Annotated in this window: 19 protein-coding genes; 2 read left to right on the top strand and 17 right to left on the bottom strand. The window is 74.9% G+C overall.

From position 1 onward, the window contains the following. Positions 1–29 precede the first annotated feature (29 nt). Together ACBI99_RS30725 and ACBI99_RS30720 are read right to left on the bottom strand one after the other, a co-directional pair. On the bottom strand, positions 30–506 hold the full coding sequence (locus tag ACBI99_RS30725) for a flavin reductase family protein (RefSeq protein ID WP_219509724.1): 477 nt from the start codon (positions 504–506) through the stop codon (positions 30–32). Further along, positions 503–1504, bottom strand: a complete 1002-nt coding sequence (locus tag ACBI99_RS30720) for a beta-ketoacyl-ACP synthase 3 (RefSeq protein ID WP_375074095.1) — start codon at positions 1502–1504, stop codon at positions 503–505. Before ACBI99_RS30720 ends, ACBI99_RS30725 begins: the two co-directional genes overlap by 4 nt. A gap of 140 nt (positions 1505–1644) precedes the next feature. Between ACBI99_RS30720 and ACBI99_RS30715 the strand changes: the two genes are divergently transcribed. Both ACBI99_RS30715 and ACBI99_RS30710 read left to right on the top strand, forming a co-directional pair. Continuing rightward, positions 1645–1905 (top strand): acyl carrier protein, encoded by a 261-nt coding sequence (locus ACBI99_RS30715; protein ID WP_219509727.1) that lies wholly within the window; start codon positions 1645–1647, stop codon positions 1903–1905. A gap of 28 nt (positions 1906–1933) precedes the next feature. Beyond that, complete coding sequence (locus ACBI99_RS30710; protein WP_375074094.1) at positions 1934–5083, top strand: BTAD domain-containing putative transcriptional regulator; 3150 nt, start codon at positions 1934–1936, stop codon at positions 5081–5083. Between the two features lie 129 nt (positions 5084–5212). Here ACBI99_RS30710 and ACBI99_RS30705 read toward each other — a convergent pair whose 3' ends face one another. From ACBI99_RS30705 to ACBI99_RS30635, 15 genes are all read right to left on the bottom strand, one after another. Beyond that, positions 5213–6988: an acetyl/propionyl/methylcrotonyl-CoA carboxylase subunit alpha gene (locus ACBI99_RS30705; RefSeq protein WP_375074093.1), complete on the bottom strand. Its 1776-nt coding sequence runs from the start codon at positions 6986–6988 to the stop codon at positions 5213–5215. Beyond that, positions 6981–7163 carry an acyl-CoA carboxylase epsilon subunit gene (locus ACBI99_RS30700; protein ID WP_219509730.1) on the bottom strand — a complete coding sequence of 61 codons (183 nt, stop codon included), beginning with the start codon at positions 7161–7163 and terminating at the stop codon, positions 6981–6983. Before ACBI99_RS30700 ends, ACBI99_RS30705 begins: the two co-directional genes overlap by 8 nt. Beyond that, complete coding sequence (locus ACBI99_RS30695) at positions 7163–8761, bottom strand: acyl-CoA carboxylase subunit beta (RefSeq protein ID WP_375074092.1); 1599 nt, start codon at positions 8759–8761, stop codon at positions 7163–7165. Before ACBI99_RS30695 ends, ACBI99_RS30700 begins: the two co-directional genes overlap by 1 nt. Further along, a complete protein-coding gene (locus ACBI99_RS30690) occupies positions 8758–10278 on the bottom strand; it encodes an FAD-dependent monooxygenase (protein ID WP_375074091.1) in 1521 nt (506 codons plus the stop codon). Before ACBI99_RS30690 ends, ACBI99_RS30695 begins: the two co-directional genes overlap by 4 nt. Before the next feature lie 17 nt (positions 10279–10295). After that, on the bottom strand, positions 10296–10901 hold the full coding sequence (locus ACBI99_RS30685) for a malonic semialdehyde reductase (RefSeq protein WP_375074090.1): 606 nt from the start codon (positions 10899–10901) through the stop codon (positions 10296–10298). Beyond that, positions 10894–12459 (bottom strand): FAD-dependent monooxygenase, encoded by a 1566-nt coding sequence (locus ACBI99_RS30680; protein ID WP_375074089.1) that lies wholly within the window; start codon positions 12457–12459, stop codon positions 10894–10896. Before ACBI99_RS30680 ends, ACBI99_RS30685 begins: the two co-directional genes overlap by 8 nt. Beyond that, entirely contained in the window at positions 12456–13055 is a 600-nt protein-coding gene (locus ACBI99_RS30675) for a 2OG-Fe dioxygenase family protein (protein ID WP_219509735.1), read from the bottom strand. Before ACBI99_RS30675 ends, ACBI99_RS30680 begins: the two co-directional genes overlap by 4 nt. Further along, positions 13055–13807 carry a cyclase family protein gene (locus ACBI99_RS30670; RefSeq protein WP_219509736.1) on the bottom strand — a complete coding sequence of 251 codons (753 nt, stop codon included), beginning with the start codon at positions 13805–13807 and terminating at the stop codon, positions 13055–13057. The genes ACBI99_RS30675 and ACBI99_RS30670 overlap by 1 nt, the downstream gene beginning before the upstream one ends. Further along, positions 13804–14292, bottom strand: coding sequence for an aromatase/cyclase (locus ACBI99_RS30665; protein ID WP_219509738.1), 489 nt, complete (start codon positions 14290–14292; stop codon positions 13804–13806). Before ACBI99_RS30665 ends, ACBI99_RS30670 begins: the two co-directional genes overlap by 4 nt. 21 nt (positions 14293–14313) lie before the next feature. Next, on the bottom strand, positions 14314–14634 hold the full coding sequence (locus ACBI99_RS30660) for a hypothetical protein (RefSeq protein ID WP_219509739.1): 321 nt from the start codon (positions 14632–14634) through the stop codon (positions 14314–14316). 53 nt (positions 14635–14687) lie between these two features. After that, the gene (locus ACBI99_RS30655) at positions 14688–14930 is read right to left on the bottom strand and encodes an acyl carrier protein (RefSeq protein WP_219509741.1); all 243 of its coding nucleotides are present in this window, start codon (positions 14928–14930) and stop codon (positions 14688–14690) included. Then, a complete protein-coding gene (locus tag ACBI99_RS30650; protein ID WP_357587662.1) occupies positions 14927–16252 on the bottom strand; it encodes a ketosynthase chain-length factor in 1326 nt (441 codons plus the stop codon). The genes ACBI99_RS30655 and ACBI99_RS30650 overlap by 4 nt, the downstream gene beginning before the upstream one ends. A gap of 4 nt (positions 16253–16256) precedes the next feature. Further along, positions 16257–17522, bottom strand: coding sequence for a beta-ketoacyl synthase (locus tag ACBI99_RS30645; protein WP_219509743.1), 1266 nt, complete (start codon positions 17520–17522; stop codon positions 16257–16259). Positions 17523–17630: 108 nt separating this feature from the next. Beyond that, positions 17631–18470, bottom strand: coding sequence for an ABC transporter permease subunit (locus tag ACBI99_RS30640; RefSeq protein WP_219509744.1), 840 nt, complete (start codon positions 18468–18470; stop codon positions 17631–17633). Then, positions 18467–19396, bottom strand: coding sequence for an ABC transporter ATP-binding protein (locus ACBI99_RS30635; protein ID WP_219509745.1), 930 nt, complete (start codon positions 19394–19396; stop codon positions 18467–18469). The genes ACBI99_RS30640 and ACBI99_RS30635 overlap by 4 nt, the downstream gene beginning before the upstream one ends. Positions 19397–19428 lie beyond the last annotated feature (32 nt).

The raw sequence follows: 19428 nt of genomic DNA, 5'->3' as shown, positions 1-19428 counted from the left end.
CGTGCTGTCCCGGGGCTGTCCCGGTCCTGTTACGGAGAGCCGAGCCGGTGGAAGGCGCGGTTGAAGTAGATGAGCGGGTCGCCGTGGCGGAAGCGCACCCAGGTGACCCGGCCCAGCAGGAGCATGTGGTCACCGGCGTCGTAGCGGTCCTCGATCGCGCACTCGACCACGCACATCGCCGCCTCGACCGCCGGCAGCCCGGCCGGGGTCTCGCGGGCGACGCCCGAGCCGAACTTGTCCGCGGCCGTGTTGGCGAAGCGCAGCGCCACCTCGTCCTGGCCGTCGCGCAGCATGCTGACGGCGAAGCTCTCGCACGCGGCGAAGACCGGGTAGCAGTTGGCCGACTGGGCCAGGCACACCAGCAGCAGCGGCGGGCTGAGCGAGACCGAGCAGAAGGACGTGGCGGTGAACCCGTACGGCTCGCCGTCCCCGCCGACGGTGGTGACCACGGTCACGCCGCTGGCGTAGGCGGCCATGGCCGAGCGGAAGGCGTCTGACGAGGTCATGGAAGGTGCACGACCTGTCCGGCGTAGTTGAGCCCGGCGCCGAACCCCATGAGCAGCGCCGCGTCACCGGACGCCGCCCGCCCCGAGCGCAGCAGCGCTTCCATGGCCAGCGGGATGGACGCCGCCGAGGTGTTGCCGCTGACGACCACGTCGTCGGCGACCGCGACGTGGCCCGGCAGGCCGATCCTGGCCGCCAGGATCTCGATCATGCGCAGGTTCGCCTGGTGCGGGACGAACGCGGCCAGGTCACCCGGGGCCAGCCCGGCCAGCTCCAGCGCCCGCCGCCCGGCGGGCACCGCGTGCTCCACCGCCCACCGGAAGACGCGCCGGCCGTCCATCTTCATCCTCGGCGGCGGCAGCGTCGGGTCGGCGCGGAAGGCGCCCCACCCGGTGTTCATGCGCAGCGCGTCCCGCGACGACCCGTCCGCGCCGCGCACCACCGGGCCGATCCCCGGCGCCGCCGACGGCCCCACCACGACCGCGCCCGCGCCGTCGGCGAACAGGAACGCGATGCCCCGATCGGTGGGGTCGACGATGTCGGTCATCCGCTCCACCCCGGCGACCAGCACGTACCTGGCCTGCCGGGTCGAGACCATGTCACCCGCGATCGCCAGCGCGTGACAGAACCCCGCGCACGCCGCCGACACGTCGAACCCCGCCGAGCCCGTCGCCCCCAGGTCGGCCGCCACCGTGACGGCCAGGGGCGGCGTCTGCACCAGGTTCGACATGCTGGCCACGATCACGCAGTCGACCTCGCCCGCCCCGACGCCCGCGTGCCGCAGCGCCGACCGGGCCGCCGACACCGCCATCACCGCGAGCGTCTCGTCCTTCTCGGCGAAGCGGCGGCTGCGGATGCCGGAGCGGGTCTCGATCCACTCCTCCGTCGAGTCGATCCACTCGCAGATCTCCTTGTTGCTGACCACGCGTCGCGGCCGGTGGACGCCCACCCCGAGAATCCGGCTGTGCGTCCGCGGTGCCGCCAGAAGCTGGCTGGTCATGGCAGTCTCGGACCTCCTTGCGTCGGTGTCGGGCGCATGCTCGCGAGCTCCGGTGGAGGGCAGATCGAGGACCGCTGGAGGAAGCCCGCCTCCAGCCCGTCTCCAGAGGTTCTCCAGCGCCGCCCGTCAGCCTGGCCGGCATGACGGAGTTCACCTTCGACGACCTGAAGCGCGTCGTCAGCACCTGCCTCGGCACCACGGAGGCGGCCGACCTCACCCCCGAGTCCGCCGACACCCCCTTCGAGGAGCTCGGCCTGGACTCGCTGGCCCGGTACGAGGTGGCCACGGTGCTCCAGGAGCAGCTCGGCCTGCCCATCCCCGACGAGGACATCGACCGCATGCTCTCCCCCCGGCAGACGCTGACGTACGTGAACGAAAGGCTGGCCGCCGCCGCGTCCTGACCGATCGGCGGTGTCCTAGAGTCGCCCTGTGGAGTTTCGGATCCTGGGTCCGCTCGAAGTGCGGCGCGACGGCCAGCTGATCGAGGTCAGAGGCGCCCGGCTCCGGGCGCTGCTCGTCGTCCTCGGCCTCAACGTCGGCCAGGTGGTCCCGGCCGACCGGCTGATCGCCGAGCTGTGGGCCGACGGGGCGCCGGTCGACGCCGTCAACGCGCTGCACTCCCTGGTGTCGCGGCTGCGCTCGGCCGTCGGCCGCGACACGATCGACTCCCGGCTCGGCGGCTACGTGCTGGCGGCCGACCCCGACGACGTCGACGTGCGCCGCTTCGAGCGGCTGGCCGCCGCCGGGCAGGCCGCGCTCGCCGCGCAGGACCACTCCACCGCCGCCGACCTGCTCGGCCGGGCCCTGGAGCTGTGGCGCGGCCCCGCGCTTCTCGACGTCGCCGACGCCATGTTCGCCCAGGGCACGATCGCCCGGCTGGAGGAGCTGCGGCTGTCGGCCACCAAGGACCGGATCGAGGCCGACCTCGCGCTCGGTCGGCACGCGACGCTGCTGCCCGAGATGGAGGTGCTCGTCGCCGCCCACCCGCTGGACGAGCGGCTGCGCGCCCTCCAGATGCGCGCCCTGTACGCCGCCGACCGCCAGGTCACCGCGCTGGAGGTCTACGAGCAGACCAAGCAGGCGCTGGCCGACGAGCTCGGCATCGACCCCTCGCCCGAGCTGGAGACCACCTACCTGGCCGTGCTCCGGCGCGACCCTCTCGTCCGCGGCCGCCGCCAGGAGCGGCGCACCAACCTGCGGGCGGCGCTCACCTCGTTCGTCGGCCGCGACGCCGAGGTCGAGCTCGTCGAACGCTGCCTGGCCGAGCACCGGCTGACCACGCTCGTCGGGCCGGGCGGCGCCGGCAAGACCCGGCTGGCCCAGGAGGTCGGCGCGCGGGCCGTCCCCCGCATGCGCGACGGCGTCTGGCTGGTGGAGCTGGCCGCGCTCACCGACCCGGCCGACCTCCCGCAGGCCGTCGCCTCCGTCCTGCACCCGACCGAGGGCATCCTGCTGACCGGCGCGCGCGACGGCGAGCCGCCCGCCGTCGGCATCGGCCACCTCGTCTCCATGCTGGCCTCCCGCCAGCTCCTGATCGTGCTCGACAACTGCGAGCACCTGATCGACGACGTGGCCCGGCTCGCCGAGACGCTGCTCGGCTCCTGCCCCGGGCTGCGGCTGCTGGCCACCAGCCGCGAGTCGCTGAACATCGCGGGCGAGCGGCTCGCCCCGGTGCCGCCGCTCACCGTCCCGCCCGAGGTCACCGGCCCGCCGGGCGCGCTCGCCGCCCCCGCCGTGCGGCTGTTCGCCGACCGCGCCCTGGCCGTCCTGCCCGGCTTCGCCGTCACCGAGGACAACGTCGACGACGTCGTACGGGTGTGCCGCAGGCTCGACGGGATGCCGCTGGCCATCGAACTGGCGGCGGCCCAGATGCGCGTCCTGTCGGTCGACCAGCTCGCCGAACGCCTCGACGACCGCTTCCGGCTCCTCGTCGGCGGCAGCCGCACCGCCTTCCCCCGCCACCAGACGCTGCGCGCCGTCGTCGACTGGAGCTGGGAACGGCTGGAGCCCGCCGAACGGGCGCTGCTGCGCAGGCTGGCGGTGTTCGCGGGCGGCGCCACCCTCGAATCCGCCGAGCGGGTCGCGGGCGCCGACGTGTTACCGCCGCTCGGCGCCCTGGTCGACAAGTCGCTGCTGCACGTGTCCCGCGAGCCCGCCGGCGTCCGCTACCGCATGCTGGAGACCGTACGCCTCTACGCCCTCGAACGCCTGGAGGAGTCCGGCGAACGCGAACGGCTGCGACGGGCGCACGCCACCCACTTCACCGAGGTCGCCGAACGCGCCGAGCCCGGCCTGCGCGGCCCCCGCCAGCTCGCCCTGCTGGCCCGCCTGACCGCCGAGCACGACAACCTGCGGGCCGCGCTGCGCCAGGCCATCGAGACCGGCGACGCCGCCACCGCCGTGCGGCTGGTGGCCGCGCTCGGCTGGTACTGGCGGCTGACCGGCTCACGCGGCGAGGGCGCCGAATGGACCAGGCAGGCCCTGGCCGCCGGGAAGGACGCGCCGCCCCGCGCCACCGTGCTCGCCCTCCTGCTCGGCGGCCTCGACGCCGGCCGCGAGCTGGCCGGGCGGGCTCGCGCCGCCGTCGCCGCCTGGCGCAACGAGGGCGAGCCCGGCGGCCACCCCTACCTCACGCTCGTGGAGCCCGCCCTGGCCATCGCCATGAAGGAGCCGCCGGGCCGCATCGTGGCGCTCGCCTCACGCCACACCGGCGACCCCGACCCGTGGACCAGGGCCACCGCGCTGCTGTGGCGCGGGCTGCGCCGTCTGGACGACGCCGACGAGCAGGCCGACGCCGACCTCGCGGCGGCGCTGGAGGCGTTCCGGGCCGCGGGCGACCGGTGGGGCATGGCCTCCGCGCTGCGCGCGACCGCCGAGATCGCCTCCGTACGCGGCGAGTACGCCCGCGCGCGGGCCGCCTACGCCGACGCGCTGCGGCTGTCCGACGAGCTCGGCGCCCGCCACGAGCGCCCCGCGCTGCTCTACCACCTGGCGGCGATCCAGCTGGAGAGCGGCGACCCCGACGCCGGGCTGGCCTGCCTGAGCGAGGCCCGGGAGATCGCCGAGGAGCTGGGGCAGCCCGCCACCGTCGCCGGGGTGCACCTGCTGCTGGGCAACCTGGCCCGCCGCGAGGGCGACCTCGCCCGGGCGCGCGACGAGCTGGCCGCCGCCCTCGCCATCGTCGACGGCAGCGGGCTCGACCTCATGGAGCTGCGCTCGCTCGTGATGACCTCCCTCGGCCTGCTGCACGCCCGCGAAGGGCTGCTGGAGCAGGCCGAGGAGTCGCACGGCCGGGCCCTGAGCGCCGCCGTGGGCAGCGCCGACGTGCCGATGATCGGCGCCGTGCTGGTCGGGTGCGCCGACCTGGCCGCCCGGCGCGGCGCCCCCGAGCGGGCGGCCGTGCTGCTCGGCGGGGCCGCCGCCATGGCGCCCGGCCCCGGACTGTCGCGCCACGACCTGTCCGCCGTCACGCGCGTCGCCGCCGACCGGCTCGGCCGCCCCGCCTTCGACCGCCTCTACTCCCAGGGCCGCACCATGGACCGCGAGGAACTCATCGCCTACGGCCGCGCCACCCTCTGACCGCCCGGCCCATTCCGGAAACGCGCGTCCCTGTCCTCTCCGGGGGCTCGCGCGTACCCGCCCTCCGGTTGCCCCCACAGAGGGAGCGTGTCCCGTACGGGACGGAAGGGGCGTACGCGGAGGAAGGGGTCAGGGGACGATCTCGCAGAGGACCGCGCCGCCCGCGACGGTCTGGCCCACCTCGGCGGCCAGCCCGCGGACCACGCCCGCCTGGTGCGCGGTGAGCGCCTGCTCCATCTTCATGGCCTCCAGGATGACCACCCCGTCGCCCTCCCGCACCGAGGCGCCGTCGGCGACGAGCACCCGGACGACCGTCCCCTGCATGGGGCTGACCAGCGCGTCCCCACCCGCAACCGGCTTGCGCGCGGGCCTGCGGCGCTTCGGCTCGCCCGGCCGCGCCTGGACGGCGGGCGCGGCGGCGGACGGGACGGCGGGCGGGACGGTCAGCCCGGCGGGCAGCGACACCGCCACACGCCGCCCGGCCACCTCGACCGTGAGCCGGTCGCGCGGCGCGGGCGCCGTCTGCTCGGGCGCGGCCTCGTACGGCGGGATCAGGTTCACGAACTCCGTCTCGATCCACCGCGTGTGCACCCCGAACGGCGCCGCCGGATCGGCCGGGGCGAACGCCTCGTCGTCCAGCACCGCCCGGTGGAACGGCAGCACGGTCGGCATGCCCCCGATCTCGCACTGCGCCAGCGCCCGCCGCGCCCGCGCCAGCGCCTCCGCCCGGTCGCGGCCGGTGACCACCACCTTGGCCACGAGCGAGTCGAACGCGCCGGGCACGGTCATCCCCTCGTCGTAGCCGGGATCGACGCGCACCCCCGGGCCGGTGGGCAGCCGCAGCCGGGTCAGGGTGCCCGGCGCGGGCAGGAAGCCGCGGCCCGGGTCCTCGGCGTTGATCCGGAACTCGATGGAGTGCCCGTGCGGGACCGGGTCGCCGTGCTCCAGCCGCCCGCCGGCCGCGATGCGGAACTGCTCGCGGACCAGGTCGACGCCGGAGACCTCCTCGGTCACCGGATGCTCCACCTGAAGGCGCGTGTTGACCTCCAGGAACGTGACCGTCCCGTCCGCGCCGAGCAGGAACTCGCAGGTGCCGGCGCCGACGTACCCGGCCGCGCGCAGGATCGCCCGCGACGCGGCGGTGACCGACCCGGCCTGGGCGGGGGTCAGGAACGGCGCGGGCGCCTCCTCCACCAGCTTCTGGTGACGCCGCTGGAGCGTGCAGTCGCGGGTGGAGACCACCACGACCGTGCCGTCGGCGTCGGCCAGGCACTGGGTCTCCACGTGCCGGGGCCGGTCCAGGTAGCGCTCGGCGAAGCACTCGCCGCGCCCGAACGCCGCAGCCGCCTCCCGCACCGCGGACTCGTACAGCTCCGGGATCTCCTCCAGCGTCCTGGCCACCTTCATGCCGCGCCCGCCGCCCCCGTGCGCCGCCTTGATCGCGACCGGCAGCCCGTGCTCGCGGGCGAACGCGACCACCTCGGCGGCGCCGGACACCGGGCCGGGCGTGCCGGGCACGAGCGGCGCGCCCACCTCGCGGGCGATGCGGCGGGCGCTCACCTTGTCGCCCAGCAGCGTGATCGCCGACGGCGGCGGGCCGATCCACGTCAGGCCCGCGTCGAGGACGGCCTGCGCGAAGCCGGCGTTCTCGGCGAGGAAGCCGTAGCCGGGGTGGACCGCGTCCGCGCCGGCCCGCAGCGCCACGCCGATCAGGCGATCGGCGTCCAGGTACGTCTCGGCGGGCGTCCGGCCGCCCAGGGCGTAGGCCTCGTCGGCCACCCGGACGTGCAGCGCGTCGAGATCCTGCTCGGCGTAGACCGCGACGCTGGCGAGCCGGGCGTCGCGGCAGGCGTGGGCCACCCGCACAGCGATCTCGCCCCGGTTGGCGATGAGCACCTTACGCACGTGTTCTCCATGATCGTGGTGAGCGGTAGCCGGTCTCCCAGGCCCGCGGGACGGGCCGCCGGGCGGCGGCGGGTCCGGCGGGCGGGGCCGGGCTGCGGGCGACGAGCGCGACGATCAGGGCGGCGAGCTCCTCGTCGGTGAGCTCGGCGCCCTCCACCTGGATCGCGCCCGCCATCAGAACGGCGGGTTCCCGTGCTTGCGCGACGGCAGCGGCTGATGCTTGGACGCCAGCATCTCCAGCGAGCGGATGAGCGTGCGCCGCGTGTCGGCCGGGCTCACCACGTCGTCCACCAGGCCGCGCTCGGCCGCGTAGTAGGGGTGCATCAGCTCCCGCTTGTACTCGGCGATCCGCTCGGCGCGCACCGCCTGCGGGTCGGCGGCGGCGGCGATCTCCCTGCGGAAGATCACGTTCGCCGCGCCCTCCGCGCCCATGACCGCGATCTCGTTGGTCGGCCAGGCGTACGACAGGTCCGCGCCGATCGAGCGGGAGTCCATGACGATGTACGCGCCGCCGTACGCCTTGCGCAGGATGAGCTGGACGCGCGGCACGGTGGCGTTGCAGTAGGCGTACAGCAGCTTGGCGCCGTGGCGGATGATGCCGCCGTGCTCCTGCTCGACCCCGGGCAGGAAGCCGGGCACGTCCACGAGCGTGACGAGCGGGATGTTGAAGGCGTCGCAGGTCTGGACGAAGCGGGCGGCCTTCGCCGAGGCGTCGATGTCCAGCGCGCCCGCGAAGGACGCGGGCTGGCTGGCCACCACGCCCGCGACCCGGCCGCCGAGGCGGGCGAAGGCGCAGATGACGTTGGTGGCCCAGCCGGCGTGCACCTCCAGGAAGTCGCCGTGGTCGACGATCTCCTCGATGACGTCGCGCATGTCGTACGCCCGGCCGGGGTCGGCGGGCACCAGGTCGAGCAGCCGGTCGTTGCGCCGGTCGGCCGGGTCCTCCGGAAGCTGCTCGGGCGGCAGCTCGCGGTTGTTGGACGGCAGGAACGCGAGCAGGTCGCGCACCGTGGCCAGGCACTCCTCCTCGTCGTCGCAGGCGAAGGCCGCCACGCCGGAGACGCCCGCGTGCACGTCGGCGCCGCCGAGCTCGGCGTGGGTCACGCTGGCCCCGGTCACGGCCTCCACCACGTCGGGGCCGGTGATGAACATCTGGGCGATGTCGCGCACCATGAACGTGAAGTCGGTCAGCGCAGGGGAGTAGGCGGCCCCGCCCGCGCACGGCCCCATGATCACGCTGATCTGGGGCACCACCCCGGACATTCGGGCGTTGCGCTGAAATATCCCGCCATATCCGGCGAGGGCGGTGACGCCCTCCTGGATCCGCGCCCCGGCCCCGTCACAGAGCCCGACCAGCGGCGCGCCCGCCGCCTCGGCCAGGTCCATCAGCTTGTGGATCTTCTGCGCGTGCGCCTCGCCGAGCGCGCCCCCGAACATGCGGAAGTCGTGCGCGTAGGCGAAGACCGTGCGCCCGTGCACCTGGCCCCAGCCCGTCACCACGCCGTCGGAGTACGGGCGCTTGGCCTCCATGCCGAACCCGCGTGCCCGGTGCCGCCGCAGCGGCTCCACCTCGGTGAAGGAGTCCTTGTCGAAGAGCAGGTCGATGCGCTCGCGCACGGTCAGCTTGCCCTTGCGGCGCTGCAGGCCGGTCTCCCGGTCGCCGGGCCCCTCCAGCACCCGCGCCTTCAGCCGGGCCAGCTCGGCGTCCCGCTCCCGCATGCTCCCGTCCGCGCGCCCAGCCGGTCCGCCGGGCCGTTCGTCGAGTGCCGTCATCCCGTCTCCCCCTCCCCGAACCAGGTGCGCAGCGCCCCGGTGAGCGCCTCCGCGCGGTACGCCGCCCCCTGCGGCAGCACCCAGGCCACGCAGCCGTCGGGCCTGAGCAGCATCGCGTCCACCCCGTCCACCTTGGCCCGCGCGGTGACGGTCCCGACGCGGGCCGACCAGGGCGCGATCCCGGCGCGCACCTCGGCCCGCCCGGCCAGGTCCAGCAGCAGCCCCCGCCCCCGGCCCAGCCGGTCGCGCAGCGTGGTGGCCGCTCCAGCAACCGCGCCGTCCAGCGGCAGGTCCGGGCAGAGGGTGCCGGCCAGCGGATGGTCGTCGCCCACGGCGTAACGGACCGACTGGCCGGTCTTCATGTCGACGATGCGCCGGGTGACCGGCTCCAGGCCGGTGAACTCGGCGAACAGCTCGCGCAGCGCCCGGCTCTGCGGGTCGGGCCGCATGAGCGCGGCCTGGGCGCGGGTGTTGTCCAGCAGCCCGGCGGCCACCGGGTGCCGCTCGGCCGTGTAGGTGTCCAGCAGCCCTGCGGGAGCCCAGCCGTGGACCTGGGCGGCCAGCTTCCAGCCCAGGTTCGCGGCGTCCGCCAGGCCGACGTTGAGCCCCTGGCCGCCGAACGGCGCGTACACGTGCGCGGCGTCGCCCGCCAGCAGCACCCGGCCCCGGCGGTAGGTGGTGGCCTGCCGCGCCTCGTCGGTGTAGACGAACCCGGACAGCAGCTCGTCGATGACCACCTCGACCCCGCTCACCCGGCGCACGCTGGCCTCCAGGTCCGCGAGCGTGAGCGGCGCCGCCGGATCGGCGGGCGGGCCGTCGAACTCGACCGACGCCACCCGGTCGGCGCCGAACCCGGCGAAGACGAACACGCCGCGCTCGGTGTGGTGGAAGCCGCGCGGCAGCGCCCGCCTGGCCTCCTCCGACAGCCGTACGACGCCGTCGCGGCCGGTCAGGCTGCCCGGCGTGCCCGCGAAGCCGAAGCCCGCCAGCTCGCGCACGGTGCTGCGCCCGCCGTCGCAGCCGGCCAGGTAGGCGCAGCGCAGCCGCAGTGCCCCGGCCAGGGTGGCCACGTCCACGCTCACGCCGTCGCCGTCCTGGGACAGGCCGGTGACCTCGTGCTCGCGGCGCACGTCCACGCCCAGGCTCCTGGCGTGCCGGGCGAGGATGTCCTCCAGCGCCGGCTGGTCGACGCGGACCCGGCGGCGGTCGGGGTCGGAGGCGAGCGACGGGTCGAGGAAGATCCCGCCGAAGTGCTCGCGCGGGCCGCCCGGCTTGCCGGTGAGCCGCAGGTCGCGCTCGTTCGCGGCCTCCTCGGCGGCGCGCAGCTCCGCGCCCAGGCCCAGCCCGCGCACCGCCTCGGCCGCCAGCGGGCCCATCGAGCCGGCCTTGACCGCCCGCTCGGGCCGGGCCCGCCGCTCCAGCACGAGCACCGCCACCCCGGCGGCGCGCAGCTCGCAGGCGAGCATGAGCCCGACCGGGCCGCCGCCCGCCACGACCACGTCGAAGTCGTTGGTCATCTCAGCTCCTCAATCGTCTAGATCACGGTCACGGCGTCGTCGAACTCCAGCCTCGGCAGCCGGGGCGGCGGCGTGCCCGGCGCGGGCCTGCCCAGGTTCAGCACGGCCAGCGTGGTGTGCCTGCCGTCGCCGAAGAACTCCTTGTCGAGCCCGCCGGGGTCGAAGCCCATCGTGGGCGCCGCCGCCAGCCCGGCGGCGCGCACGCCGAGGATGAGGTACGCGATCTGCAGGGCCGCGTTGAAGCGGGCCGACTCCTCGCGCACGCGCGGGTCCTCGAACAGGCGCGCCGCGTCCGGCCGGCCGGGGAACAGCTCCGGCAGCCGCTCGTGGAAGCACAGGTCGGCGGCCAGCAGCGCGGTCAGCGGGGCCGCCGCCGTCCTGGCCCTGCCGGGCCCGGACATCCACCGGACCGCGTTCGCCCGGGCCTCGGCCGAGCGCAGGAGCACGATCCGCAGCGGCTGCTGGTTCATCGAGGTGGGCCCGTACCGGACCAGGTCGTAGACGGCCCGGACCAGGTCGTCGCCGACGGGCTCGCCGGTGAACACATCGACCGTGCGGGCCTCGCGGAACAGCAGGTCCTGCGCGGCCCGGTCGAGCAACAGCCCGAAGGCGTCCTCAGCCATCGCCGAACCACCTGGCCAGGGCCGAGGGCAGCCCCTCGTACGGGCGCCCGTCACCGGCCGGCAGCACCCAGGCCACGCAGCCGTCGGGCCTGACCAGCGCCGCGTCGATCCCGTCGAGCCCGGCCCCGGCGGTGACGACCGCGACCCGGTCGGCCCACGGCGCCGCCGCGGCGCGCACCTCGGCGCGGTCCGCCTGGTCGAGCAGGACGCCGCGGCCCCGGCCCAGGTGGTCGAAGAGCCGCTTGCCCGTCGACAGCTCCAGGTCCGGCAGCAGCGTCCCGGCCAGCGGATGCTCCTCGCCCAGGTCGTAGCGGACGGACAGGCCGGTCACCATGTCGTAGACGCGCCGGTTGACCACGTCCAGGCCGAGCACGCCCGCGAACAGCTCGCGCAGCGCCCGGCTCTGCGGGTCCGGCCGCATGAGCGCCGTCTGGGCGCGGGTGTTGTCCAGGAGCCGCGCCGCCACCGGGTGCCGCTCGGCCGTGTAGGAGTCCAGCAGCCCCTCCGGGGCCCGCCCCTGGACCTGCGCGGCCAGCTTCCAGCCCAGGTTGGCGGCGTCGACCAGGCCGACGTTGAGCCCCTGGCCGCCGAACGGCGGGTGCACGTGCGCGGAGTCGCCCGCCAGCAGCACCCGGCCCAGCCGGTACGTGGCCGCCTGCCGGGTGTGGTCGGTGAAGCGGACCCCGGACAGCAGCCGGTCGACGGCCGCCTCGGTCCCGCTCACCCGGCGCACGCTCTCCTGGAGCTCCTCGGCGGTCAGCGGCGCGTCTCGGTCCTGCGGCGGGCCGTCGAACTCCACGGTCGCCACCCGGTTGGCGCCGAAGGCGGCGAACAGGTAACCGCCCCGATCGGTCAGGTTGAAGCCCGGCCGCAGCCCGCCCGCGCCGGCCATGCGGACCAGGCCCTGCCTGCCGGTGAGGGTCGGATCGGTGCCGTCGAAGGCGAAACCGGCCAGCTTGCGCACGGTGCTGCGGCCGCCGTCGCAGCCGGCCAGGTAGGCGCAGCGCAGCCGCAGCTCGCCGCCCGGGGTGGCGACCTCGACGCTCACGCCGTCGCCGTCCTGGGACAGGCCGGTGACCGTGTGCTCGTGCCGCACGTCCACGCCGAGCCGGCCGGCGTGCTCGGCGAGGATGCGGTGCAGGGTGAGCTGGTCCACCCGGACCCGGCGGCGGCCGGGGTCGGACGACAGCGCCGCGTCGAGGGGCAGCCCGGCGAAGTGCTCCGGCGGCCCCGCGTGCCCCGGCGCCCGCCCCCCGGGAGCTCCCGGCGGGCCACCGCCCGGCCGTCCGGCCGGGGCGGCGGACAGCAGCTTGGCCAGCATCTCCTCGTCGCGCCTGATCGCCTCGGCCTCGGCCTCCATCAGCGCCTCGCCCAGCCCGAGCCGGGCGACGGCCTCGGCCGCCAGCGGCCCGATGATGCCCGCCTTCGGCATCGGGTCCGGCTCGGGGTCGCGTTCGAGGACGAGCACCGTCACGCCCGCCGAGCGCAGCTCGCAGGCCAGCATCATCCCCACGGGCCCCGCGCCCGCGATCACCACCTCGTGGAAGCCCCCGGTCATGACCGCCCCTCGCCGTCCGTGCGGGTCAGCGACACGACGAGCACGTCCCGCTGCGCCCGGCCCCCCGCCTTGGGGGTGAACGGCGTGCAGTGGTGGGTCAGCGCCCGGTCGTCGAGCAGCAGCGTCTCGCCCGGGTTCAGGCGGCGCTCGAAGACCAGCGAGGTCTCGTCCTCGGCGGTGGCCAGCATGTGCACGGCCCCGTTGACGTTCTCCTCGGCGACGACGGTGACGAGCACGTGGTCGCCGCCGCCCTGGTGGAAGCCCTGGGACGGGTGCGCGTTCTGCCGGTCGTCGGCGTAGTTGCGGACCTGGAAGACGGTCAGCGCGAACTCCTCGCCCGGCAGCCACGCGCGCACGCGCGGGTCGCCGACCTGGGCGGCGACGAAGTTGCGCACCGCGGCCCCCAGCGGGTCGTACGGCGAGCCGCCGTCGCCCTCGTGCCAGGTGACGGCGGTGCCCTTGACCTGGCCGGTGCCGGTCGCGACGTGGCGGACCACCTCGTCGTCCTTGAAGCCGACGTTGGCCGACAGGCCGGAGAAGCTCGCCACGAGCCCTTCGGTGATCTTGTCGATGCTGCTGAACGTGCGATAGAACATCAGCTCTCCTCCATGATGGCGACCACCCGGGTCCAGCCGGCTCCCGCGCCCGCGATCGACACCGGGAAGCACGAGACGTCGAACCCGGTGGCGGCGGGCAGCGTCCCGAGCCCGGCCAGCTTCTCCAGCTGCAGATACTCCTTGCGCCGCCCGTAGACGTGGGCGGGCCACAGGCACGCCTTGTCCCCGGTGCGCTTGTAGTCCTCGACCATCGCGCGCATCGGCCGGTCCAGCCCCCACGCGTCGATGCCGATGACCCGCACGCCGCTCTCGACCAGGAACTCGGTGCCCTCGCCGGACAGCCCGGCGTAGTCGGTCAGGTAGCGGGCGCTGCCCCACAGCGCGTCGGCGCCGGTCCACAGCAGCACGATGTCGCCGGGGGCGAGCCGGTGCCCGGCCGCGTCGAGCGCCGCCGTGAGCCGTTCGACGGTGACGGCCTCGCCCGAGGGCACGTCGCGTACGTCCAGGCGGACGCCGGGCCCGTGACACCACTCCAGCGGCACCTGGTCGATGCTCCTGGCGGGCCGGCCCGCCGTCAGCGGGCCGTAGTGCAGCGGCGCGTCCATGTGCGTGCCGGTGTGGGTGGTCAGCGTGACGGTCTCGTTGGAGATGGCCATCCCGTCGGGGAAGTCCTCGGGGCTCAGCCCGAGGACGATCGCGCCCGTACGGTGGTCGAGCAGGTCCACCGTCACCGGCGTGGCCTCGCTCGGCGTGTCGCGGGTGGCGACGCTCAGGTCGTAGAACCGCTTCACGCGACCGCGCCGGCGGCGAGCCGCTCGGCCTCCGACTTGACCGCGCCGAGGTCGGCCACGCTGTTGCGCTCGACGGCCGCGCGCAGCATCGTGTCGGCCTCCTCCGGCGTGAACCGGCCCGCGACCTTGCCGCCGACCGGCTCGCGCGCCTCGAAGTCGTGCGTCAGCACGAGCTGCGTGCGGTCCTCCCCGAACGGGAAGGCCCGCCACTCGCCGCCCATCCGCCCGACGATCGGCGCGGTCTCCAGCTGCCGGTAGGCGATGACGCGCCGCCCGGCGTCGATGTCCCTGCGCGACACCCAGGTCGCAAGCTCCCCGCTGACGTCCACCAGGAACCGGGCGATCTGGTACGTGTCGTCACCCTCCAGGATCGTGACCTCCTGGGTGGGCGGGAAGATCCTGGCGTACCCCTCCACGTCGACCAGCAGGTCCCAGACGACGCTGACGGGGGCGTCCACGGTCACGGTGTGCTCGGCGTACGGCATGGCGCTTCCTCCTTCGCTGGGTCAGACCGACAGGGGCTCGTGGTTGGCGTAGGCCGCCTCGAACCGGAGCTTCTGCTTCCACTGCGTGGTGAAGTCGTAGACCTCGGGGATCTCGGAGAACGTCTTGAGGTCCTCCAGCGTCTCGGTGGTGAACTGGGCGATCTTCGAGGCGGTGATGCCCCGGGAGCGCTCGTCGGCGGGCAGCCACAGGTGCGGCCGGTAGTCGAAGCCCTTGACCAGCGGGTTGCGGTCGAGCAGCTCCTTCATCGCGGTGAAGAACTCCTCCTGGTCGCCCTCGGTCGCGGAGGCGGGGAAGCGGTAGATCAGGGTGTGCACGATCATGACGTGGTCCTTCCGGAGGTCAGCGGAACAGGGACGGAACGGGCGGCGCGCGGTCAGGGGACGGTCACGCCGGAGACGAAGTCGAGCAGGGCGCGGGGCGTGGTCAGCTCGGCCACCTGCTCGTCGGGGATCCGCACGCCGAACTCGGTCTCGATCCGGGCGGCGGTCTCCATCAGGGCCAGCGAGTCGTAGCCCAGGTCGGTGAAGAGCTCGTCCAGGATGTCGCCGCCGAGGTCGACGTGCTCGTCCTCGCCGGCGCAGGCCACCATGATTCTGCGAAGGTCGTCGAGAGTCATTTCTCCTCTTTCCGAGGTACGGCTTCCGGATGTTCGGGCTTGCGAAGGACGACGGCGGCGTTGAAGCCGCCCTTTCCGCGCGCCAGGACCAGCGCGTGGGTGAGCGCCGCGCTCCTCGGCTCGGCGCCGCGCACCAGGTCGATCCGGTACGCGGCGGGCACCTCCCCGGCGTGGGGCACGGGCGGGATGACCCCGTCGCGCAGCGCCAGCAGCGCGCACACCACGTCGAGCGGCCCGCTCCCGGCGTACAGGCGGCCGGTCAGCGCCTTGGGCGCGGTCACCGGGACGCCCCCGGGCCCGAAGACGGCGGAGATCGCCGCGGCCTCCTCCCGGTCCAGGAACGGCACCCCGGCGGCGTCGGCGAAGACGACGCCGATCTCCCCGGGCTCGGTGCCCGCGTCGGCGAGCGCCTTGCGGATGGCCTGCTCCAGGCCGGGCGGCCGGCCCGAGCCCGGCCGCGGGTCGAAGGTGGCGGCGTACCCGGCGACCTCGCCGTAGACCTTGGCCGCGCCGCGCCGCAGCGCCGCCTCCCGGTCCTCCAGGACGAGGATGGCCCCGCCCTCGCCGGGCACGTAGCCGTCCGCCTCCCGGGTGAAGGGCCGGTAGGCCAGCTCGGGGACGGGCTCGCGGCTGAGCCTGCCGCTGGCGATGTGGCTCACCCAGCCCCACGGGTCGAGCGAGGACTCCACGCCGCCCGTCACGATGTGCGGGGTGCCGCGGCGCACTGCCCGCCGGGCGTGGCCGAGCGCGTCCAGGCCGCCCGCCTGCTCGGCCACCAGCACCCCGCCGGGGCCGCGCATGCCGTGCCGGATGGAGATCTGGCCGGTGTTGACCGCGTAGAACCAGGCGAAGGACTCGTACACGCTGACCGTCTGCGGGCCCTGCGTCCAGAGCTTCTGGATCTCCCGGTGGGTGAACTCGAAGCCGCCGGAGGCGTTGGAGGTGACCACGCCCATGCTGTACTCGGGCAGCTCGGCCGGGCGCAGCGCGGCGTCCTCCAGCGCCCACTCGGCCGCCGCCAGCGCGAGCCGGGTCACCCGGTCGGTCTGCGGCATCAGCCTGGAGGGGATGTGCTCCTCGGCGACGAACCCGCTCACCTGCCCGGCCAGCGTCACCGGGTAGCGGGGGCCGCCGCCCCGGGGGTGCCCGCCGGCGTGTCCCTCGGCGTGCAGCGGCCGGATGCCGCTCTCCCCGCGCAGGGTCGCCGCCCAGAACTTCTCGGCGCCCAGCCCGTTGGGGGCGATGACGCCCAGGCCGGTGATGACGGCCGTGGCCGGCCCGCCGGTCCGCTCGCCGGGCGCGGCGATCGTGGTCTGCGTCATGGCGTCAGCTCCCGTTCCCGGCGCGGCTGAGCAGCATGGCGCTCTGGAAGCCGCCGAAGCCGCTGCCCACCGACAGCACCGTGTCCACCCGCTGGTCGCGCGCCTCGATCGGCACGTAGTCGAGATCGCATTCGGGGTCGGCCTCCGTCAGGTTGGCGGTGGGCGGCACCATGTCGTTCTCGATGGCCAGGGCGCAGGCGACGAGCTCGATCGAGCCGATCGCGCCCAGCGAGTGGCCGATCATCGACTTGATGGAGCTGACCGGCGTGCGGTAGGCGTGCTCGCCGAGCGCCCGCTTGAACGCGGCGGTCTCGTGCCGGTCGTTCTGCTTGGTGCCGGAGCCGTGCGCGTTGACGTAGTCGACGGCGTCGCCGTCCATGCGCGCCTCGGCCAGCGCCGCGTTGATCGCCTCGGCCATCTCGCGGCCGTCGGGCTTGAGCCCGGTCATGTGGTAGGCGTTGCAGCGGGTGGCGTACCCGTTGATCTCGGCGATGATCCGCGCGCCGCGCCGCCGCGCGTGCTCGTACTCCTCCAGCACCAGCATGGCCGCGCCCTCGGCGAGCACGAAGCCGTTCCTGGTCCGGTCGAACGGGCGCGAGGCGTGCTCGGCGTCGTCGTTGCGCGGCGTGGTCGCCTTGATCGCGTCGAAGCACGCCACGGCGATGGGGGAGATGGGGGCGTCGGTCGCGCCGGCGAGCACGACGTCGGCGCTGCCCTCCTTGATCAGCTGGTGGCCGTACCCGACGGAGTCGAGGCCCGAGGTGCAGCCGGAGGAGACGATGGCCGCCGGGCCCTCCGCGCCGGCGATCCAGGCGACCTCGGCCGCGATGGCGCTCGGCACGAAGTAGTCGAACAGGTGCGGCGAGGCGTACCCGGGGTCGACGAACCAGTCGTGGCCCGTGTCCGACAGCACCAGGTACTCGCGTTCGAGGCTGGTGGTGGCGCCGACGGCGGTGCCGACGCTGACCGCCACCCGGCCCGGGTCGAGGCCGGCCGCCTCCAGCCCGCTGTCGGCGACGGCCTCACGTCCGGCCACCACCGCGAGCTGGGTGGCGCGGTCCATCCGGCGGATCTCCCGGCGCGTCAGCCCGGACGCCTCGGGATCGAAGTCGCACTCGGCCGCCACCTGGGACCGGAAGGGCGAGGGGTCGAAGAAGGAGATCCTGCGGGTGGACGTCCGCCCGGAGGACAAGAGCTCGAAGAAAGACTTCGTCCCCGCACCACCGGGCGCGCGTACGCCCATTCCGGTGATCACGGTTCGTCGGTCCATGAGACGCACACGCTCCTTTTGCGACATCGGCTGTCGCAGGTGAACATGTGCGACGGTCCTCGAGCGCCGCTCGAGGACCGTTGGGGTCCCAGCCTGGCGTTCCGCCGGTCAGGCGTCGCGCCGGCGCAGCGTCCAGGCGGCGAGCCCGAGCAGCGCCACGAGGTACGCGCAGAACACGAGGAAGCCCGGCAGCGGCGCCAGCACCCCGCCGGCCTGCGTCTCGGCCATGAACGCCTTGCCCGCGGTGGCCGGCAGGTAGGGCGTGACCGCGTCGGCGACGCCCTCCGGCAGCAGCATCCCGGCCAGCGAGTCGAGCAGGAAGACGGCGAACGACACGACGGAGACCGCCATCGCCGTGCTGCGCATCAGCGTGGCCAGCGCGATCGCCGCCACCCCGACCCCGGTCAGGTACACCGGCGCGGCCAGCACCGCCCGCAGCACGCCCGGGTCGCCCAGCGACGGCGCGACGCCGTGCGCGCCGAGGAGCGCCGACCCGGCCAGGAACGACACCAGCGAGGAGAGGAGCATCAGGGCGAGCACGACCCCGGCGAAGACCACGCACTTGGCCCACAGCACCGGCAGCCGCCTCGGCACCGCCGAGAACGTGGCGCGGATCAGCCCCGTCGAGTACTCCGACGACACGTACAGCACGCCGAGCGCGCCGATGAGCAGCTGGGCGAAGGCGACGCCGCCGAGGGTGGCGCCGGTCGGGGTGCTCGGCTGGAACGGCGGCCCGTCCGGCTCCAGCGTGCCCGCCGCCAGCGGCTCGGCCATGGCGCCGGCGGTGATCAGCCCCACGCCGACGAACACGACGACCGACAGCAGCAGGGCGACGGTGGTCGAGCGCACCGACCTCAGCTTGATCCACTCGCCGTTGACCGCGCGGGCCAGGCTCACGCCGGGCGCCACCGCCGCGGCGCTCGCGGGATGGCTCACGGGCCGGCTCATGACGCGATCCCTACGCCGGTGGGCGCGCGGAACTCCACCGACAGGCCCGTCAGCTCCATGAACGCCTCCTCCAGCGAGGCCCGCGCGGTCGTCAGCTCGTGCAGCGGCAGGCCGCACGCCGCCGCCTCGTCGCCGATCCGCTCCGCCGGGACGCCCTCGATCTCCAGCAGGTCGTCGTGCCGCCGGGTGATGGTCACGCCCGCGCGCTGGATCAGGTTGCACAGCCGCACCGGGTCCGGAGTGCGCACCAGCACCCGCATCCGGCGCTCCGACACCGACCTGATCAGCTCGCCGACCGGCTCGTCCGCGATCAGCCTGCCCTGCCCGATGACCACGACCTGCTCGGCCGTCTCGGCCAGCTCGCCCATCAGGTGCGACGACAGGAACACCGTCCGGCCCTCGGCCGCCAGCCCCTTGAGCAGCCTGCGGATCCACACGATGCCCTCGGGGTCCAGGCCGTTGACGGGCTCGTCCAGCACGACCGTCGCGGGGTCGCCGAGCAGCGCCGCGGCGATGCCCAGCCGCTGCGCCATGCCGAGGGAGAAACCGCCCGCCCGCCGGTGCGCCACCTCGCTGAGCCCGACCAGCTCCAGCACCTCGCGGACGCGCCGCCGGGGGATGCCGTTGGTCGCCGCCAGCGCCGCCAGATGGTTGAACGCCGACCTGCCCGGGTGGGCCGCCTTGGCCTCCAGCAGCGCGCCGATCTCGCGCAGCGGCGCCGCGTGCTCGCGGACGGGCCGCCCGTTGACCAGCGCCACGCCCTCCGTGGGCGCGTCCAGGCCGAGGATGAGCCGCATCGTGGTGGACTTGCCCGACCCGTTGGGCCCCAGGAACCCGGTGACGACGCCGGGCCTGACAGTGAAAGTCAGGTCGTCGACCGCCAGCGTGTCCCCGTAGCGCTTCTTCAGGTTGGTGACCTCAATCATGGTCCCACGATGCAGCAGCCGCGACCTCGTCC

Source organism: Nonomuraea sp. ATR24 (assembly GCF_041950485.1).
In the GTDB taxonomy this organism is placed as follows: domain Bacteria; phylum Actinomycetota; class Actinomycetes; order Streptosporangiales; family Streptosporangiaceae; genus Nonomuraea; species Nonomuraea ceibae.
This window is presented reverse-complemented; position numbering and strand designations above follow the sequence as displayed.

What these genes read in the sequence shown, in the direction of transcription:
- ACBI99_RS30660 (WP_219509739.1), bottom strand. Translation starts at nt 14,634, where the DNA reads ATGATCGTGCACACCCTGATCTACCGCTTCCCCGCCTCCGCGACCGAG.
- ACBI99_RS30655 (WP_219509741.1), bottom strand. Translation starts at nt 14,930, where the DNA reads ATGACTCTCGACGACCTTCGCAGAATCATGGTGGCCTGCGCCGGCGAG.
- ACBI99_RS30690 (WP_375074091.1), bottom strand. Translation starts at nt 10,278, where the DNA reads ATGACCAACGACTTCGACGTGGTCGTGGCGGGCGGCGGCCCGGTCGGG.
- ACBI99_RS30645 (WP_219509743.1), bottom strand. Translation starts at nt 17,522, where the DNA reads ATGGACCGACGAACCGTGATCACCGGAATGGGCGTACGCGCGCCCGGT.
- ACBI99_RS30665 (WP_219509738.1), bottom strand. Translation starts at nt 14,292, where the DNA reads ATGCCGTACGCCGAGCACACCGTGACCGTGGACGCCCCCGTCAGCGTC.
- ACBI99_RS30635 (WP_219509745.1), bottom strand. Translation starts at nt 19,396, where the DNA reads ATGATTGAGGTCACCAACCTGAAGAAGCGCTACGGGGACACGCTGGCG.
- ACBI99_RS30680 (WP_375074089.1), bottom strand. Translation starts at nt 12,459, where the DNA reads ATGACCGGGGGCTTCCACGAGGTGGTGATCGCGGGCGCGGGGCCCGTG.
- ACBI99_RS30725 (WP_219509724.1), bottom strand. Translation starts at nt 506, where the DNA reads ATGACCTCGTCAGACGCCTTCCGCTCGGCCATGGCCGCCTACGCCAGC.
- ACBI99_RS30720 (WP_375074095.1), bottom strand. Translation starts at nt 1,504, where the DNA reads ATGACCAGCCAGCTTCTGGCGGCACCGCGGACGCACAGCCGGATTCTC.
- ACBI99_RS30695 (WP_375074092.1), bottom strand. Translation starts at nt 8,761, where the DNA reads ATGACGGCACTCGACGAACGGCCCGGCGGACCGGCTGGGCGCGCGGAC.
- ACBI99_RS30715 (WP_219509727.1), top strand. Translation starts at nt 1,645, where the DNA reads ATGACGGAGTTCACCTTCGACGACCTGAAGCGCGTCGTCAGCACCTGC.
- ACBI99_RS30675 (WP_219509735.1), bottom strand. Translation starts at nt 13,055, where the DNA reads ATGTTCTATCGCACGTTCAGCAGCATCGACAAGATCACCGAAGGGCTC.
- ACBI99_RS30640 (WP_219509744.1), bottom strand. Translation starts at nt 18,470, where the DNA reads ATGAGCCGGCCCGTGAGCCATCCCGCGAGCGCCGCGGCGGTGGCGCCC.
- ACBI99_RS30700 (WP_219509730.1), bottom strand. Translation starts at nt 7,163, where the DNA reads ATGGCGGGCGCGATCCAGGTGGAGGGCGCCGAGCTCACCGACGAGGAG.
- ACBI99_RS30685 (WP_375074090.1), bottom strand. Translation starts at nt 10,901, where the DNA reads ATGGCTGAGGACGCCTTCGGGCTGTTGCTCGACCGGGCCGCGCAGGAC.
- ACBI99_RS30650 (WP_357587662.1), bottom strand. Translation starts at nt 16,252, where the DNA reads ATGACGCAGACCACGATCGCCGCGCCCGGCGAGCGGACCGGCGGGCCG.